Origin of the sequence: Micromonospora sp. CPCC 205554, assembly GCF_036902745.1 — a bacterium.
Classification (GTDB): Bacteria; Actinomycetota; Actinomycetes; order Mycobacteriales; family Micromonosporaceae; genus Micromonospora; species Micromonospora tulbaghiae.
The window spans coordinates 274602-292023 of sequence record NZ_JBAKHP010000002.1 but is presented as its reverse complement, the minus strand read 5'-3'; the positions used below and the strand labels follow the sequence as shown (position 1 = coordinate 292023).

17 protein-coding genes are annotated in these 17422 nt (G+C 73.5%); 11 read left to right on the top strand and 6 right to left on the bottom strand.

Annotated features, from left to right (window positions below):
• Positions 1 to 50: 50 nt before the first annotated feature.
• Positions 51 to 1040: a tyrosine recombinase XerC gene (locus V6U82_RS04390; RefSeq protein WP_334459671.1), complete on the bottom strand. Its 990-nt coding sequence runs from the start codon at positions 1038 to 1040 to the stop codon at positions 51 to 53.
• 430 nt (positions 1041 to 1470) lie between these two features.
• On the opposite strand from V6U82_RS04390, the gene V6U82_RS04385 reads away from it, so the two are divergent.
• Positions 1471 to 1812: a hypothetical protein gene (locus V6U82_RS04385; protein WP_128138983.1), complete on the top strand. Its 342-nt coding sequence runs from the start codon at positions 1471 to 1473 to the stop codon at positions 1810 to 1812.
• A 4-nt stretch (positions 1813 to 1816) separates the two neighbouring features.
• On the opposite strand, the gene V6U82_RS04380 is transcribed toward V6U82_RS04385, so the two are convergent.
• The 4 genes from V6U82_RS04380 to V6U82_RS04365 form a co-directional block, all read right to left on the bottom strand.
• Positions 1817 to 2995: a DNA-processing protein DprA gene (locus V6U82_RS04380; RefSeq protein ID WP_128138982.1), complete on the bottom strand. Its 1179-nt coding sequence runs from the start codon at positions 2993 to 2995 to the stop codon at positions 1817 to 1819.
• A complete protein-coding gene (locus V6U82_RS04375) occupies positions 2992 to 4512 on the bottom strand; it encodes a YifB family Mg chelatase-like AAA ATPase (RefSeq protein ID WP_334459328.1) in 1521 nt (506 codons plus the stop codon). The genes V6U82_RS04380 and V6U82_RS04375 overlap by 4 nt, the downstream gene beginning before the upstream one ends.
• Before the next feature lies 1 nt (position 4513).
• Positions 4514 to 4873: a YraN family protein gene (locus V6U82_RS04370; protein WP_334459326.1), complete on the bottom strand. Its 360-nt coding sequence runs from the start codon at positions 4871 to 4873 to the stop codon at positions 4514 to 4516.
• A 119-nt stretch (positions 4874 to 4992) separates the two neighbouring features.
• A complete protein-coding gene (locus tag V6U82_RS04365) occupies positions 4993 to 5469 on the bottom strand; it encodes a hypothetical protein (RefSeq protein ID WP_128138351.1) in 477 nt (158 codons plus the stop codon).
• Between the two features lie 306 nt (positions 5470 to 5775).
• Between V6U82_RS04365 and V6U82_RS04360 the strand changes: the two genes are divergently transcribed.
• From V6U82_RS04360 to V6U82_RS04325, 8 genes are all read left to right on the top strand, one after another.
• Positions 5776 to 6834, top strand: coding sequence for a hypothetical protein (locus tag V6U82_RS04360; RefSeq protein WP_334459325.1), 1059 nt, complete (start codon positions 5776 to 5778; stop codon positions 6832 to 6834).
• Between the two features lie 237 nt (positions 6835 to 7071).
• Complete coding sequence (rpsB, locus tag V6U82_RS04355; protein WP_114919656.1) at positions 7072 to 7938, top strand: 30S ribosomal protein S2; 867 nt, start codon at positions 7072 to 7074, stop codon at positions 7936 to 7938.
• Positions 7939 to 8065: 127 nt separating this feature from the next.
• Positions 8066 to 8893 (top strand): translation elongation factor Ts, encoded by an 828-nt coding sequence (gene tsf, locus V6U82_RS04350; RefSeq protein ID WP_114919657.1) that lies wholly within the window; start codon positions 8066 to 8068, stop codon positions 8891 to 8893.
• A 157-nt stretch (positions 8894 to 9050) separates the two neighbouring features.
• Entirely contained in the window at positions 9051 to 9818 is a 768-nt protein-coding gene (pyrH, locus tag V6U82_RS04345) for a UMP kinase (protein WP_013284607.1), read from the top strand.
• Positions 9819 to 9904: 86 nt separating this feature from the next.
• Entirely contained in the window at positions 9905 to 10462 is a 558-nt protein-coding gene (gene frr / locus V6U82_RS04340; protein WP_013284608.1) for a ribosome recycling factor, read from the top strand.
• 254 nt (positions 10463 to 10716) lie between these two features.
• Positions 10717 to 12042, top strand: a complete 1326-nt coding sequence (locus tag V6U82_RS04335; RefSeq protein WP_334459324.1) for a phosphatidate cytidylyltransferase — start codon at positions 10717 to 10719, stop codon at positions 12040 to 12042.
• A gap of 104 nt (positions 12043 to 12146) precedes the next feature.
• Complete coding sequence (gene rlmN / locus V6U82_RS04330) at positions 12147 to 13292, top strand: 23S rRNA (adenine(2503)-C(2))-methyltransferase RlmN (RefSeq protein WP_114919659.1); 1146 nt, start codon at positions 12147 to 12149, stop codon at positions 13290 to 13292.
• 22 nt (positions 13293 to 13314) lie between these two features.
• Complete coding sequence (locus V6U82_RS04325) at positions 13315 to 14541, top strand: DivIVA domain-containing protein (RefSeq protein ID WP_114919660.1); 1227 nt, start codon at positions 13315 to 13317, stop codon at positions 14539 to 14541.
• Between the two features lie 77 nt (positions 14542 to 14618).
• Here the strand turns inward: V6U82_RS04325 and V6U82_RS04320 are convergent, their stop codons facing one another.
• On the bottom strand, positions 14619 to 14843 hold the full coding sequence (locus V6U82_RS04320; RefSeq protein WP_081635946.1) for a hypothetical protein: 225 nt from the start codon (positions 14841 to 14843) through the stop codon (positions 14619 to 14621).
• Between the two features lie 247 nt (positions 14844 to 15090).
• On the opposite strand from V6U82_RS04320, the gene V6U82_RS04315 reads away from it, so the two are divergent.
• Positions 15091 to 16671, top strand: a complete 1581-nt coding sequence (locus V6U82_RS04315; protein ID WP_128138345.1) for a Rieske 2Fe-2S domain-containing protein — start codon at positions 15091 to 15093, stop codon at positions 16669 to 16671.
• Positions 16672 to 16779: 108 nt separating this feature from the next.
• On the top strand, positions 16780 to 17418 hold the full coding sequence (locus V6U82_RS04310) for a TMEM175 family protein (protein WP_334459670.1): 639 nt from the start codon (positions 16780 to 16782) through the stop codon (positions 17416 to 17418).
• The last annotated feature ends 4 nt before the right edge of the window (positions 17419 to 17422 follow it).

Sequence of the window (17422 nt, the reverse complement as noted above, 5' to 3'; positions counted from 1 at the left end):
GATTCGGCCCGTTGACCGTTCCACCGACGCTGCCTGCGCGCCTTCGGTGGTCAGGCGCGGGGGTGCGCCTGCCGGTACGCGTCGCGGAGCCGCTCGACCGAGACGTGCGTGTAGATCTGCGTGCTGGCGAGCGACGAGTGCCCCAGCAGCTCCTGCACGGCGCGCAGGTCCGCGCCCCCTTCGAGCAGGTGCGTCGCGGCCGAGTGGCGCAACCCGTGCGGCGTCACCCGTGGTACCCCGGCGGCACCGGCCCAGCCGGACACGATCCGCCGTGCGGTGGTCGGGTTGAGCCGCCCGCCGCGTGCTCCGAGCAGCAGCGCCCGGCCCGAGCCCGGGGCCAGCAGCGCGGGCCGGCCGTCGCGCAGCCAGGCGTCCAGCGCCCGCTGGGCCGGCACTCCGTAGGGCACCGACCGTTCCCGCCCGCCCTTGCCCAGCACGCGTACCACCCGCCGGGCCTGGTCGACGTCGGTGACGTCCAGGCCGCACGCCTCGCTTATGCGTACCCCGGTGCCGTAGAGCAGTTCCAGCAGCAGCCGGTCGCGCAGCAGCACCGCGTCGGGCGGTCCGCCGCCGGCCGGCTCGGCGGCCGTTCCGTGGTCGCGTCCGAGACCGGCGTGGTCGGGCTGGACCGTCGAGCGGCCGGCCTCGGGCGGGCCCGGGCCCTGCCGCGACGGGGCTTCCACCAGGGCGGCGGCCTGGTCCGCGCGCAACACGATGGGCAGTTCCCGCCGCGCCCGAGGGCTGGCCAGCGGTGCGGCCACGTCGTCGGCGAGCAGGCCGGTCCGGTGTGCCCAGGCGCTGAACGTCCGGGCCGCGGCGGCGCGCCGCGCCATCGTCGTCCGGGCCGCCCCCAGGGTCCGCTGCTTCGCCAGCCAGCTACGCACCACGGCGAGGTCCAGCTCCGGCAACTCGGCGCAGCCCATCCGGACGGCGTGGTCCAGCAGCGACACGAGATCCGTGACGTATGCCCGGACGGTGTGGACGGAGCGGTTGCGGACCCGCGACAGGTGGTCGGCGAAGTCGTCCACCGCCTCGCGCATCGAGGCCGGCAGCTCCTCGTGCGCGTCCCGCGTGCCGCGCCGCCGCTTGCTCACCGCGGCACCCGGTCCGGGCGTACGCGGTCGCGGCGGTGGAGGCGGACGGCGATCACCGCCCCAGCGTAAGGCGGGAGCGCCGCCGCTCGCTGTGCCGGCCCGGCCGTCACTCCCGCCTGCGTCGGCGGGTCGGCCCGTCGCCCGTGGGTTGTGCCGTCCGCCACTGCGCTCGCGTCTGCCCGACCTGGGATACGTGACGACGCGCTGAGCGGGGTGGCAGAAGCCGGTCTGGACAGGGGAAACTCATGCTGCGGCACGCTCCGGTGCGGCGACCGGCGGGCAGCGCGGCCGAGCCGGCCCCGACGGAGGGTCGATCCGGCCGCGATCAGGCCAGTGCGTCCCCGTGACGGTGACGCCGGTACGAGGAGGGCCGAGAGTGGGAGTGGACGCCGTCCTCTACCGGCAGGTGTCGGCGGGTGACTACCGTCGCCGGCCCGTGTACGTCTCGATCGAGGTCGTTGCGGATCCGCAGGACGTGCTGCTCGACCTGCTCAAACGCGTCCGCGGCGGTGGCCGCACGCCGCTGCTGGACCGTGTCGATCCGCTCGGCGAGCTGACCGTGGGCGCCGAACGGATGCCGCAACTGCTCGCCGAGCTGCGGTGCCTGGCCGAGGTGGCCGGGGTGCCGGCCGAGGTCGACCACGTCCACCGGCTGGCCCGGCTCGTCCGCCGATGCGCGGAGCGCCGCGACGCCGAGATCCGGTTCGAGGGCGACTGACGCCTCACGTGCGGGAGACCGGCGGCGGCGCGAGCGCGTAACCGCCGTCGCGGCGTACCACCATCGCCAGTTCCTCCAGCATGGACAGCTTGCGCATGGCGGTACGCAGGTCCACGCCCGCACGTGCCGCGACGCTCTCCAGGTCGAGCGCCCGGCGGCGGGGCAGCGCCTCCAGCACCTGGGTGGCCTCCTCGTCGAGCCGGTCCCGGGGGCGCTCGGGCGCCCGGGCGGGCGGGGCCAGGTCGTACCCGATGCGCCCCACCTCCTCCAGCACGTGCGCGACGTTCGTGACCAGCCGGGCCTCCGGCCGTTCCCGCAGCACCTCGTGCCCGCCGACGGACATCGCGGAGGTCACCGGCCCCGGCACCACCATCGCCGGGCGGCGCAGGCCGAGCGCCCGGTTGAGCGTCTGGGTGGCGCCGCTGCGGGCGGCGGCCTCGACCAGCACCGTGCCGCTCGTCGCCGCCGCGATCACCCGGTTGCGGATGAGGAACCGTGGCCGCAGCGGCTCCGCGCCCGGAATCCACTCGCTCACCAGGAGACCGGTCTCGGCGATCCGGTCGAACAGTGCGGCGTTGCCCATCGGGTACGGACGGTCCACCCCGCAGGCGAGCACGGCGACGGTGCGCCCGCCCGCTGTCAACGCCCCGCGATGCGCGGCCGCGTCGATGCCGAACGCCCCGCCGGACACGACTGTCCACTCCCGGTCGGCCAGGCCGTAGCCCAGCTCGGTGGCGATGTGCGCGCCGTAGGGGGTGGCCGCCCGGGCGCCGACCACCGCCACCGAGCGCGCCAGCGCCTCACCGAGCGGCCACGCCCCGCGTACCCAGAAGCAGAGCGGCGGGTCGGTCTCCACGTCGACCCGCCGGGTGGCCCCGGACAGCGCCAGCCGGCGCAGGTCCCTGACCTGAGTGGGCCATTCGTCGTCCTCCGGGGTGACCAGCCGCGCGCCGAGCCGCTCGCCCCTGGCCAGCGCGTCGGCGGCGACCGCCCGGGCGTCACCGGAGACGCCGCGCGCCGCGACGGCCGACCGGAGTGTCCGTTCCGGCGCCTCGCCGGACAGCAGCAGGTCGAGCGTGGCGACCGGGCCGATCCGCTCGACCAGGGCGTACACCGAACGGGTGCCGGGCTCGGCGAGCCAGGTCAGCGCGACCCGCGCCAGCCGGCGGTCGTCGGCGCTCACGCGACCTCCCCGGTCCGGAGCTGGATGGCCTCCGCCACGTCGTCGTGGCCGGGCCGGTCCCGCCCGTCCAGGTCGGCGATGGTCCAGGCGAGACGGAGTACGCGGTCGTAGCCGCGCGCGGACAGCGAACCGGTGTCGAGCCGGTGGCGCAGATCCGTGGTGACGCGGGCCGGCAGGTGCCACGGCGGCCGGCGCAGGTACGGGCCGGGGACGTCGGCGTTCACCCGGTGCCCGGTGGCCGCCCAGCGGTCGGCGGCGGCGTGCCGCGCGGCGACCACCCGGGCGGCGACGGTGGCCGAGGACTCCTGCGCGGCGCCGGTGCTCAGCAGCTCCGCCGCGCGTACCGCCCTCAACTGGACCTGCACGTCCACCCGGTCGAGCAGCGGACCCGACAACCGTCCCAGGTAGCGTCGCCGGGTCAGTGGCGGGCACTCGCAGTCGACGTCGCCGGAGGGCTTCGCGCACGGGCAGGGGTTGGCCGCCAGCACCAGTTGGGTGCGGGCCGGGTACTCCGTGGCACCCCGGGTACGCGCCACCCGCACCCGGCCGCTCTCCAGCGGCTGCCGCAACGCCTCCAGCGCGCCCTTGCCGAACTCGGGCGCCTCGTCCAGGAACAGGACCCCGCGGTGGGCGAGCGACACCGCCCCGGGCCGGGCCAGCCCGGAGCCGCCTCCGACGAGCGCGGGCACCGTGGCGGTGTGGTGCGGCGCCTGGAACGGGGGACGGCGCAGCAGCCCGCCGCCGGGTGGCAGCAGGCCGGCGATCGAGTGCAGCGCGGTGACCTCCAGGGCTGCCTCGTCGTCCAGCTCCGGCAGGATCGACGGCAGTCGCTCGGCGAGCATGGTCTTGCCGGCGCCGGGCGGACCGAGCAGCGCGAGGTGGTGGCCCCCGGCGGCGGCGATCTCCAGGGCGCGCCGCCCGAGCGGTTGCCCGGCGACGTCGACGAGATCGGGCCCGGCCGGGCCGCCGGCCGGGACGTGGGCGGGTGGGGCGAGCAGGGGACTGCCGTCGCGGACGTGGGCGACGAGCCGGTGCAGCGTGTCGACCGCGTGCACGCGTACGCCCGGGATGACTGCCGCCTCGGCGGCGTTGCCGGCGGGCACGACGACGCGGGTGTGCCCGGCGCGGGCGGCGGCGGCGACCATGGGCAGCGTGCCGCGGACGGGGCGTACCGCGCCGTCGAGGCCGAGTTCGCCGAGCACGACAGTGGCGTCCAGGGCGACCGGTGGCAGCTCACCCGAGCCGGCCAGGACGGCGAGCGCGATGGCGAGGTCGAACGCCGAGCCGTACTTGGGCAGGGTGGCGGGGAGCAGGTTGAGGGTGATGCGCCGGTTGGGCCATTTCTGGCCGGAGTTGACGATCGCGGCGCGGACCCGGTCGCGCGCCTCGTGCAGCGCGGTGTCCGGCAGGCCGGAGATGATCACGGCGGGCAGGCCGGGAGCCAGGTCGGCCTCGACCTCGACGAGATGCCCGGCGACTCCGGCCAGGCCGACGCTCAGCACTTTCGCGTACCCCATGTCAGAACGCGCCGCGGAGGTGTTCGACCCGGGCGGGGCCGGTGAGCGGGAGCCGGACGGAGAGCACGTCGAAGCGGACCTCGTCGGCGGTGGTGCCGGTCTCGGCGAGCCAGCGCGCGGCCAGGCCGCGCAGCCGGCGGGCCTTGGCCGGTACGACGGCCTCGGCGGGGGAGCCGAACTGCTCGCCACGGCGGGTCTTGACCTCGCAGACGGCGAGGACCGGGCCCTCCCAGGCGATGATGTCGATCTCGCCCTCGGGGCAGCGCCAGTTGCGGGCGACCGGGTGCAGACCCGTCTCGATCAGGTGCCGCAGCGCGCACCGCTCGCCGTACGCGCCGACGGCTCGGTTCCGGTTCGTCATGCCGGCCAGGATGCGACCGGCGGCCGCGAGCAGGGGCGCTGTGAAGGGACTCCCTGTGGACAAGGTGCCGCCTGTGGACGGGCTCGCGATCACCCGTCCGATGTGTTAGCGCGTGCCGTTCACCCGGCGGTCTCGGTCATCGCTTGGCGTACGTCGAGGAACTGCGCCGTGCGATCGCCGATCGGGCGGGACGAGAGGAAGGCGACGACACCCAGGGTCTGGGCGTCGGCCCAGGCGCAGACGACGAGGTAGCTCTTCATCTCGGTCCGCCCCCGGCCGCAGCGGGCCGTGCCGCCCAGCCGTCCGGCATCGACCTGTTCGAGGGCACCGACGCGGTACGGGCTCAGCGAGCGCTCGATCAGACCCTGCTGGTCGGTGACCGTGCCGGACACACCCGTGATGAACACCATGTCGGCGTCCGGCCCGTGCCCGCCGTACGCCCAGCCGACCGCACTGGTGGCCGGGGCGACTTCACGCTTCAGGGTGTCGAGGTGCCGCTTGGCCCCTTCGATGGCCACGCGATCCATGTTCTTCGTCAGGCCGAGCAGCGTTTCCGGCATCCGCAGCGTGCGGGTGACCGGCGACGGCGCGCCCACCGGAGAGGCACCGGACTTCGGCTGCGTCGCCGGCTCCGGCGCGCACCCGGCGATCAGGATCAGTGTCGTGGCCGCCAGCAGCAGGCGCGTAGTGGGTCGTGCCGTCATCGCCATTACCCCGGTTCTCGTGCGGTGAGCCGGAGCACGGTATCCCGAACACGCACCGCCGGGGCGGCGTGGTCGCACCGGCCCGGCACAGCTACTGACCGTGTCCCGTCGGCGACCTGGCGGCATCGGCGCTGACCTGGGCCGATCCCCGGGTGACCCGGATGGCGCGGCTGGAGCCCGTCGCATACCGTGCCGGTCGTGGACGGACGACGGAGCTATTCCGAGGATGAGCAGGGGTCGCGATGGGGCGACCGGGGATACGAGTCGGACTGGCGCGCCGCAGGCGAGCCCCGCTACCGCGACGACGACTACCGCACACCCGAGCAGCGCGCCGGTGACAGCCGGTACGCCGAGCCGGGCCGGTACTCCGCCGCCGATCCGCTGGTCGACGACACGAGCAGCTGGCGATCGCAGCGGCCGGACGACCCGGAGGTCTCCGGTGAACTGCCCGGATCGCGCGCCGGCCGTCGCGCGGCCCGCGAGTCGGCGGCCCGCGGCGCGGACGACCCGCTCGGCGCGGTGTCCCGCAGCGGCGTCGACGCGCTCGGCACCGCCGCGCACGGGAACCCGCTGTCGAGTTCGCTCGGTACGTCGGCGACCGCCCCGCTGACCGGCGCCGCCCCGGTCGGCACCGACCCGTACGGCCTCGTCGCCCACGGCAGCGACCCGGCCGGCGGCCCCGGCGTCGACGCCCGGAGCGCCGTCGACAAGCCCCGGCTCAGCCCGATCGGCGGCTACCCGGTCGTCGAGGCGGCGCCGGGAACCACCGGCCCGGACGGCGGGACCGAGCAGTCCGCCGCGGCACGGCTCAACCCCGGCGAGGCGACCCCGCTGCGGATCGGTGAGCGTCCGGGCGGCCCGGCCCAGCCGGCGTCGACCCCGAACCCGCTGGAGATGCCGACCGGCCCGATGCCCGCGGTGCTGCCGCGTCCGGACGGTCCGCCGCCCGGTGACGGCGTCTACCGGACCCGGCGCCCCGCGCTGGCGGTGCTGCTGGCGGTGATGGTGCTGGTGCTGGAGGTGCCGGCGGTGCGGGTGTTGCTGCACGGCCTGTTCGGCGACCCGGTGTCGACGTCGCACGTGGTGGTGGGCATCTTCCTGGTGGTCGGGCTGCCGATCTTCGGCACCGGCCTGTACGGGCTGCGTACCGGCGGGCTGGCGCTCGCCGACGGCAGTCGGGGCTGGCTGCGCCCGCCGACTGCGTACCTGACCGTCGGGCTGGTCCTCTTCCTCGCCGCGGCGCTCGCCGCCGGCTGACCGCGGACCGCGGTCCCGCACCCGGGGGCCGGGCAGCGGGGAGGGCGCGTACACTGGTCGACTGGCGACCGCCTCGTGCGGTCGACCTCGCGTGCCCTCTCCACGGTCTCCTCCGTGGGGCGACGGCCTCCCTGGTCCCGGTCTTCAGTACCGGGCCCACCCTGGCCGGCGACCGGGCGCCAGGCGTCCGGCCGCCGGCCGGACGGACAACCAGGGACAACGTAGGAGTAACCCACCATGGCCGTCGTGACCATGCGTCAGCTGCTGGAAAGCGGTGTGCACTTCGGGCACCAGACCCGGCGCTGGAACCCGAAGATGAAGCGCTTCATCTTCACCGAGCGCAACGGTATCTACATCATCGACCTGCGCCAGACGCTCGACTACATCGAGAAGGCGTACGAGTTCGTCCGCACCACCGTCGCCGGTGGCGGCAGCATCCTGTTCGTCGGCACCAAGAAGCAGGCCCAGGAGGCCATCGCCGAGCAGGCGACCCGGGTCGGCCAGCCGTACGTCAACCACCGCTGGCTCGGTGGCATGCTGACCAACTTCCAGACCGTGTACAAGCGGCTGCAGCGGATGAAGGAGCTGGAGGCCCTGGGTGACCTGAGCGGCACCGCCGCCGGTTACACCAAGAAGGAGACGCTCCAGCTCTCCCGCGAGAAGATCAAGCTCACCAAGACCCTCGGTGGTCTGCGGGACATGCAGAAGCTCCCGGCCGCGGTGTGGATCGTCGACACCAAGAAGGAGCACATCGCCGTCGACGAGGCCCGCAAGCTGGGCATCCCGGTGATCGCGGTGCTCGACACCAACTGCGACCCGGACGAGGTCGACTTCCCGATCCCGGGCAACGACGACGCCATCCGCTCGGCCGAGCTGCTGACCAAGGTCGTCGCCGCCGCCGTCGCCGACGGCCTGATCGCCCGTTCCGGCCGCAACCGGGGCGCGGACGAGAAGCCCGAGGCCGGCCAGGTCGGCGCCGACGAGCCGCTGGCCGAGTGGGAGCGCGAGCTGCTCGAGGAGCCGAAGAAGGCCGACGAGCAGCCCGCCGCCGCCGAGCAGGCCGCGCCGGCCGCCGAGCAGCCGGCGACCGCCGCCGCGGAGTGATCTCGCCGTCGCGTCCCCACCGTCGGCGGTTTCGGCGGTGGGGACGCGACGGGTACGCCGGGCAGAACCGGCCCGGAACCGGGTAACCAGCACCCCAGACCACCTCACTGACACCGAAGAGAGAGTCATGTCCAACTTCACCGCCGCGGACGTCAAGAAGCTCCGCGACCTCACCGGCGCCGGCATGATGGACTCCAAGAAGGCGCTGACCGAGGCCGAGGGCGACTTCGACAAGGCCGTCGAGATCCTGCGCGTCAAGGGCGCCAAGGACGTCGGCAAGCGGGCCGGGCGCACCGCCGCCAACGGCCTGATCGCCCACTCCGGCCAGGCGCTGCTCGAGCTCAACTGCGAGACCGACTTCGTCGCCAAGAACGACGCCTTCATCGCGCTGGCCCAGCAGCTGGTCGAGCACGGCGTGGCCAGCGGTGCCACCAACGCCGAGGAGCTGCTCGCCAGCAGCATCGACGGCAAGAGCGTGGCCGACCTGATCCAGGAGCAGTCCGCCAAGATCGGCGAGAAGCTGGTGCTCAACCGCTTCGCCAAGCTGGACGGCACCACCGCGGTCTACATGCACCGCAAGAGCCAGGACCTGCCCCCGGCCGTCGGCGTGCTGGTCGAGTTCACCGGCAAGACGGACGAGGCGGCCGACGCCGATGCGCGCGCCGTGGCCATGCAGATCGCCGCGATGCGGCCGAAGTACCTCACCCGTGACGAGGTGCCGGCCGAGACCGTCGAGTCCGAGCGGCGCATCGCCGAGCAGACCGCCCGCGAGGAGAACAAGCCCGAGGCGGCGCTGCCGAAGATCGTCGAGGGCCGGGTCAACGCCTTCTTCAAGGACTTCGTCCTGCTGGAGCAGGCGTCGGTCGCCGACAACAAGAAGACCGTCAAGCAGGTGCTGGCCGACGCCGGCATCGAGGTGACCCGCTTCCTGCGGTTCGAGGTCGGCCAGGCCTGAGCCGCCGCACCGGGCCGTCCGGCCCGGGCACAGGGGAGAACGTCGACGAGGAGGCCGCCGGTGTACGCGACAGGCACCGCGGCCTCCTCGTCACATAGGGTCGGCAGGGGCACGTACGCGACGCTCGCGCGATGCGCGGGGAGAAGGGGCGGGGCGGATGACGCAGGTTGTGAGTGACCGGAGCCTGGCGGCGGAGGATCCGACCGCCCCTCCGCCCGGTCGGTCCCGCCGGGTGGTGCTGAAGCTCTCCGGTGAGGTCTTCGGCGGCGGCGCGATCGGCGTCGACCCCGACGTCGTGCAGGGCATCGCCCGCCAGATCGCCACAGTGGTACGCCGCGGCGTGCAGGTGTCGGTGGTGGTCGGCGGCGGCAACTTCTTCCGCGGCGCCGAGCTGCAGAAGCGCGGCATGGACCGCGCCCGCGCCGACTACATGGGCATGCTGGGCACGGTCATGAACTGCCTGGCCCTCCAGGACTTCCTGGAGAAGGAGGGCATCGAGACCCGGGTGCAGAGCGCGATCACCATGGCCCAGGTCGCCGAGCCGTACATCCCGCTGCGCGCGATCCGGCACCTGGAGAAGGGCCGTGTGGTCATCTTCGGCGCCGGCGCCGGCATGCCGTACTTCTCCACCGACACGGTGGCCGCCCAGCGGGCGCTGGAGATCCGCGCGGACGTGGTCCTGATGAGCAAGAACGGCGTGGACGCGGTCTACACCGCCGACCCCCGGATCGACCCGACCGCGAGCAAGCTCGACTCGATCACCTTCTCCGAGGTGCTGCGCCGTAACCTGCGGGTGGCCGACGCCGCCGCGTTCAGCCTCTGCATGGAGAACGGCCTGCCGATGCTGGTCTTCGGCGCCCAGGGCGACGACACCATCGTCCGGGCCGTCGGCGGCGAGAAGATCGGCACCCTGATCACCGCCTGACCGGCCCGCCGGACCGGCAGCGGTCCCTCTGCCACGGCAGCACCCGCACCACACACGACGAGCGACAGAAGGAGGCGAGGAGACCGGTGATCGACGACACCCTCCTCGAGGCGGAGGAGAAGATGGAGCGTGCCATCGAGCACGCCAAGGAGGAGTTCGGCGGCATCCGTACCGGACGCGCCAACGCCGCCATGTTCTCCCGGATCGTCATCGACTACTACGGCAGCCCGACCCCGCTGCCGCAGATGGCGTCCATCGCGGTGCCCGAGCCGCGCATGGTGATCATCAAGCCGTACGACAACTCGCAGCTGGGCGCCATGGAGAAGGCGATCCGCGACTCGGACCTCGGGGCCAACCCGAACAACGAGGGTAACCAGCTCCGCATCGTCCTGCCGCAGATGACCGAGGAGCGGCGCCGCGACATGATCAAGGTCGCCCGGCAGAAGGGCGAGGAGGCCAAGGTCGCCGTCCGCAACATCCGCCGCAAGGCCAAGGAAGAGCTGGACCGCCTGGTCAAGGACGGCGAGGTCGGCGAGGACGAGGGCCGGCGCGCGGAGAAGGAGCTGGACGACCTGACCCAGCGCTTCGTCGCAGGAGTCGACGAGCTGGTCAAGCACAAGGAGAGCGAGCTGCTCGAGGTCTGAGCACCCGCGTACCGCGCACGGCACCGCGCCGCCGTCGCCCGCCCGGGCGGCGGCCCGGTGCCGTCGTCGTGCCCGGCGGCGCACACCCTCGCCGCTCCGGCGGGTGCAGTAGGCTCGGCACGATTCCCGACCACCACGGGGTGAACGGCGGGAGTCGCCCGGCCGTCGGTCGGTAAACAGGAAGTCTCACGCCGGTAGGGGATGGTCTTGGTCTTGCGTCATGTGGTGGCTCTCGTACCGGCTGCCGGTGCGTGATGTCCCACCCCGACCCCTACGGCAACACCGAGTCGCGTGGCTGGGACCGCCCGGCCGCCCCGGCCCTGCCCTGGCCGGACACCGATATCGAACCCGGCCCGTGGCGACCCGGCCCGGCCGCGCACACCCACCCCGCCGAGCCGGACACCTACACCCGTCCCGGGCCAGGCCCGGACACGTACGCCGGTCCGGACACCTATGCCGCTCCGGACACGTACGCCGGGCCGTACCCGACGACCTCGCGGCACCACGACGGCCCGGGCCGGTACGACGGACCGCCGGCCGGTGACCGCGCCCGGCCCGACGGGCCGGAGCACCGCGGCCCGTGGGGCGAGCCCGCCCGCGACGACGAGTACCCGACCGCGCAGATCGCGCCGGTCCGGGACGAGCCCACCGACCAGATCCCGGCGGTACGCGACGAGCCCGAGCCCGAGCCACCGGCCGGCCGCCGCGGGCCGGGCCGGCGGCGGGCGAGCGCGGAGCGTCCGCCGACCACCGCGCCGAAGTCCTCCCGGGCGGGGCGCAACCTGCCGGCCGCGATCGGCGTCGGGGTGGCCCTGGGCGCGGCGGTCGTGGTGCCGCTGTTCTTCTTCATGCCGGCGTTCCTGGCCGTGCTCGCGGCCGCCGTCGGGATCGGCATCTGGGAGATGGCCCGCGCGGTACGCCGCAGCGGCGCCCACCCGCCGCTGGCGCCGCTCGTCGCCGGCGGCGTGATCACCGTGGGCCTCGCCTGGTTCGCGGGCCCCGACGCGCTCTGCCTCGGCCTGCTGGTCACGGTGCTGGGCACGATGATCTGGCGGCTGGGCGACGGGCCCGGCAACTACCAGCGCGACCTGACCGCGGCCACCCTGATCGCGGTGTATGTGCCGTTCCTCGCCGGGTTCGCGGCCATGCTCGCGGCGGCGCCCGGCGACGGGGCCCTGCGGGTGCTGGTGACGCTGGCTGCGGTGGTGCTCTCCGACACCGGCGGGTACGCCGCGGGCGTGTCGTTCGGCAAGCACCCGATGGCGCCGACGATCAGCCCGAAGAAGTCCTGGGAGGGCTTCGCCGGCTCGGTGACCGCCGCGGCGGCGGGCAGCGCGGCGCTGCTGTGGGCGCTGTTCGACGTGGCTCCCTGGTGGGGTGCGCTGTTCGGGATGGCGATCTCGGTCTCGGCGGTGCTCGGTGACCTCGCCGAGTCGATGATCAAGCGGGATCTCGGCGTCAAGGACATGAGCAACCTGCTGCCCGGGCACGGCGGCCTGATGGACCGGCTCGACTCGATCCTGTTCGCCGTGCCGGTGGCGTACCTGCTGCTCGCCGTCTTCGTCCCGGTGGTGAGCTGAGGCATGCGTCACGGCGGCGACCCGCTGCGGACCGGGTGGCCGGGGGCGATTCGACACGTACGGACGGGTGCGTCCGGGCGGGAGCGTGTCAGACTGGACGCGCCATGACGAGTCTCCCGCTGATCTCCGTAGACCCCGACGCCCGCGGCCGCCGGCCCGCGATGCCTCCCCGCCACCTCGCCGACCTGGACCTGCCGGGCCGGCAGGCGCTCGTCACCGAGCTGGGTGAGCCCGCGTTCCGCGCCAAGCAGGTCTCCAACCACTACTTCGGCCGCCTGGTGCGCGACCCGGAGCGGATGACCGACCTGCCGGCGGCGACCCGGGAACGGCTGGCCGGCGAGCTGCTGCCCAACCTGCTGACCCCGGTACGCGAACTGGCCTGCGACGACGGCGCGACCCGCAAGGCGCTCTGGCGGCTGCACGACGGCTCGCTGGTGGAGAGCGTGCTGATGGGCTACCCGGACCGGGTGACCGTCTGCATCTCCAGCCAGGCCGGCTGCGGCATGGCCTGCCCGTTCTGCGCCACCGGCCAGGCCGGGCTGACCCGCAACCTGTCCACCGCCGAGATCGTCGACCAGGCGGTCTACCTGGCCGGGGTGGCCGCCTCCGGCGCGGTCGCCGGGTCGCCGCCGCGGCTGTCGCACGTGGTGTTCATGGGCATGGGCGAGCCGCTCGCCAACTACTCGCGGGTGGTGGCGGCGATCCGCCGGCTGGTCGCACCGGCGCCGGAGGGGCTGGGCCTGTCGCAGCGACACATCACCGTCTCGACGGTCGGCCTGGTGCCGGCGATCCGCCGACTGGCCAGCGAAGACCTCTCGGTGACCCTTGCGTTGTCGCTGCATGCCCCCGATGATGAGCTGCGCGACGAACTCGTCCCGGTCAACCAGCGCTGGAAGGTGTCCGAGGTGCTGGACGCGGCGTGGGACTACGCGGCCACGACGGGGCGTCGCGTGTCCATCGAATACGCGATGATCAAGGACGTGAACGATCAGCCGTGGAGAGCCGATCTGCTCGGGCGGCTACTGGCCGGCAAGCTGGCCCACGTGAACCTGATCCCGCTCAACCCGACTCCGGGCAGCCGCTGGGACGCCAGCCCGAAGCCGGTCGAGCGGGAGTTCGTCCGGCGGTTGCGCGACGCCGGGGTGTCGACCACGGTGCGCGACACCCGGGGACGCGAGATCGACGGGGCCTGTGGGCAGCTCGCCGCCGCCGGGGACACGGACGGCGACTCACGCGCGGCAACGGCGTAGCGGTACGAGACCAGGAGACATAGTGGCGAGTCAGGGTCAGCGTTTCCGGCGTAAGGCGCTCCGCCGGGGCTACAAGGTCGACGAGGTCGACGCCTTCCTGGACCGGGTCGAGGCGACACTCGACGGCCAGCCGATCGGCGCGCCCGTGGCCTCCCAGGAGGTCCACGACGTCGTCTTCCGGGTCCGGTTCAACGGCTACGACGAGTGGCAGGTCGACCTGCACCTCGACCGGGTCGAGCGGCAGCTCGCCGAGCTGGAGGAGCGCGGTGGCGCACCGGCCGGGCGCGGTGGCGATCCCCGGATGGCCGACCGGCTCGGCCCGCCGATGCGCGACGACCGGGGCATGTCGCCGGTGCCGCAGCCGCCGATGCCGCCCCGGCAGATGCCTGCTCAGCCCGGCCCGCCGGCCGACCGCTACGGCAACCGCTACGACGAACCGACCGGCGCGTTCGCCGGTGGCTACGACGGCCCGCGCGGTGGCTACGACGGCCCCCGCGGCCCGGGTGGCCCCGGCCCGATGGGCCCGGGTGCGCCGATGGGGCACGGCGGCCCGCCGCCGCGCGGCCTGCCGCCCGGCCCGGGCGGCTACGGTCCGGACAACGGCCCCGGCGGCTACGGTCCGCCGGACAACGGCCCCGGTGGGTACGGTCCGCCGGACTCCGGTCCGGGTGGCTACGGGCCCCCGGACAGCGGTCCCGGCGGGTACGGCCAGGAGGAGCGGTTCGACGGGTTCGAGGCCGGTCGGCGCGGGCGTGCCGACATGACCGCCGAGATCCGCATGCCCGAGCGCGAGCTGCGTGGTCGTGGCCCCGGCGGTCCGCCGGCGCTGCCGCAGCAGGGCTACGGCGCCCCGGAGCCCGGCTACGGCGCGCCCGACCCGGGTTACGGCCCGCCGGACCAGGGCTACGGCCCGGGCCCCTCGATGACCGGCCCGCCGCTCGTGGGTCCGCCGGTCGCCGGTCCGCCGATGGTGGGACCGCCGATGGCCGGCCCGCCCGGCAGTGACCTGCACCGCGTCGACCAGATCCGGCGCAGCTTCCAGGTCCGGCGGTTCGGCAGCGGGTACGACCCGGACCAGGTCGACCGGTTCTTCGAGACGCTGCTGGGCGGCATGCAGGGGCGCAACCCGATGCCGGTGAACCCGAAGGAACTCGACACGCTGCGCTTCGGGCTGGTGCCCGGCGGCTACTTCGAGGCCGAGGTCGACGCCGCGCTCAAGGACGTGCAGGACATCCTGCTCGGCCGCTGACCCCGGCCGCGAGACGACGAAGGGCCCGCCCCCTCACCGGGGGCGGGCCCTTCGCGCACTACCGTGGGCGCCGCGCGTCAGGACCGCAGGCCGTTGCGGCGCAGCACGGCGTCGCCGATGACGATGGCGATCAGCAGCCCGGCGATCCCGAACAGCCAGATGTGCTCCACCCGGCCCTCCTCGATCCCGCAGAACGCCATCAGAACCAAGGCCAACGCCGACAGCACCGCACCGATCCGTCCGGACTTGCGGTGTCCGGGCTTGTGCTGATCTGGCGCGGTTACCGGCTCGTCTCCTGCCACTGTCGGTCCTTCCCTCGCGATCGGATCTCCGATCAGTCTGGCACGCGCCCAACCGGGCCCGGCGCAGGGTCCGACTCCTGTGCCGGGGATGACCCGGGCGGGCGACGGCGGGCGCCCCGGCCGGCCCGGGTCGTTGGTCCCGTACCGGTGGGGGCGGATGGCCACTACCGGCGTCGCGGGACGGCGAGCACACTGCCTCCGGTAGCGTCTTGACGTACACCTTGATGCCTTTTTGAGGAGGACTGCGGTGCGAGTGACCGGTACGGGGCATGCCAGCATGCGGATCGACACGCCCGCGGGCAGCATCCTGTGCGACCCGTGGGTCAACCCCGCCTACTTCGCCTCGTGGTTCCCCTTCCCGGACAACTCCCTCCTCGACTGGGCGACCCTGGGCCAGGTCGACTACCTGTACGTGTCGCACCTGCACCGGGACCACTTCGACGCGAAGCACCTGCGTGACTTCGTGTCCAAGGACGCCACCGTCCTGCTGCCCGAGTTCCCCACCTCGGAGATGGAGGACGAGTTCCGGGAGCTGGGCTTCACCAAGTTCCTCAAGGCCCCGAACGAGCAGGTGGTGGAGCTGCCCGGCGGCCTGAAGATCATGATCCAGGCGCTGACCAGCCCGACCGACGGCCCGATCGGCGACTCCTCGCTCTGGGTCGAGTACGACGGCGTGCGGCTGCTCAACCAGAACGACGCCCGCCCGACCGACCTGAGCGTGTTCGCCGAGCTGGGCCACGTGCACGCGCACATGCTCCAGTTCTCCGGCGCGATCTGGTACCCGATGGTCTACGAGCTGCCGCAGGCGGCGAAGACCGCGTTCGGCAAGCAGAAGCGCGACCGGCAGTTCGACCGCACGTGGCGCTACATCGACGACCTGAAGGCCGACCACGTCTTCCCGATCGCCGGCCCGCCGTGCTTCCTCGACGACGAGCTGTGGCAGTTCAACGACATCTTCGGCGACGAGGGCAACATCTTCCCCGACCAGTCGGTGTTCCTGGCCGAGTACGCCAAGGTCGGCGGCACCAACGGCATCGTGCTGCTGCCGGGCAGCGTCTCGGAGATCACCACCGAGGGCGCGACCACCACGCACCCGGTGCCGGTGGAGGAGTTCTTCGCGAACAAGGTCGCCCACCTGGAGGAGATGCGGGAGCGCAAGCGCGGCGTCATCGAGGCCGAGAAGGCGTCCTGGCGGCACCCCGAGGTCGACGTGCTCGGCGAGATGAAGCGCCGGATCGAGCCGTTGCTGGACGAGTCGATCTACCTGGCCAAGGGTGTCGGCGGGCCGGTCCGCTTCGACCTCGTCGGCTACGACGGAGACAGCGTCGAGTCGATCGTGGTGGACTTCCCGGGCAAGGAGGTGCGGCCGTACGCGGACGAGAAGGTCCGCTACCGCTTCCGTACCGAGCGGGCGCTGATCGAGCACCTGCTGCACATCGGCGAGGTGGACTGGGTCAACTCGCTGTTCCTGTCGTGCCGCTTCTCCGCGGCCCGCATCGGCCAGTACAACGAGTTCGTCTACGCCTTCTTCAAGTGCCTGTCCGAGGAGCGCCTCCAGTACGCCGAGGGCTGGTACGACGAGCACGAGCGGGCGGTCGACGCCGAGGACATCACGCTCGACGGCTGGGTGGTGCAGCGGCGCTGCCCGCACCTGAAGGCGGACCTGAGCCGGTTCGGCATCGTCGACGGCGACCAGCTCACCTGCCAGCTGCACGGCTGGAAGTTCGACCTGGCCAGCGGGCGCTGCCTGACCAGTGTCGGGCACAAGATCCGCGCGCACCGCGCCGACGCGGAGACCCCGGCACCGGCCGGGGAGGCGGCCATCTGACGGTTTCCGCCCCGTCCGCCGCCCCCGGCACGCGACCATCGGTCGGGAGGGGGCGGCGTGACGGGTGCGGACAGGGAACCGGCGTACCGGTTCGGGCGCGGCAACGAGATGGCGCGCGACGCCTCCCGGGTGGAGGCGTTCAGCGACGCGGTGATCGCCATCGTGCTCACCCTGATGGCCGTCGAGCTGCTGTCGTTCAGCCCCGACACGCCGCAGGACGACGGGCTGCCGGCCGCGCTGCTGCACGAGTGGCGCGCCTACCTGGCGTACGTGATCACCTTCGCCATCGTCGGCCAGGTCTGGCTGACCCACCACAACATGTGGCGTTACGTCCGCCGGGTCGACCAGATGCTGCTGGTGCTGAACCTGCTGCTGCTGATGTTCGTGGCGGCTATCCCCTTCACCGCCGACCTGCTCGCGGACAACCTGCGCGGCACCGTGGGCGACCAGCGGCTGACCGCCGCGCTGTACGCGGGCGTGGTGCTCGGTGAGGCGCTGTTCTTCAACCTGAGCTGGTGGTGGGCGCGCCGCCGCGGGCTGCTGCAACCGGGCCTGGACCCGAGGCTGGCGCGGGCGGTGGCCCGCCGGTTCCGCCTCGGTCCGCTGCTCTACCTGATCGCGTTCGCGATCGTGTTCGTCGACCCGGTGCTGAGCCTGCTGGCGTACCTGCTGCTGGTCGGCGTCTACCTGGTCCGCGGGCCGGGCGATCTCCCGCCCGCCGGCCAGGAGGCGCCCGACACGCCGTGAGGAC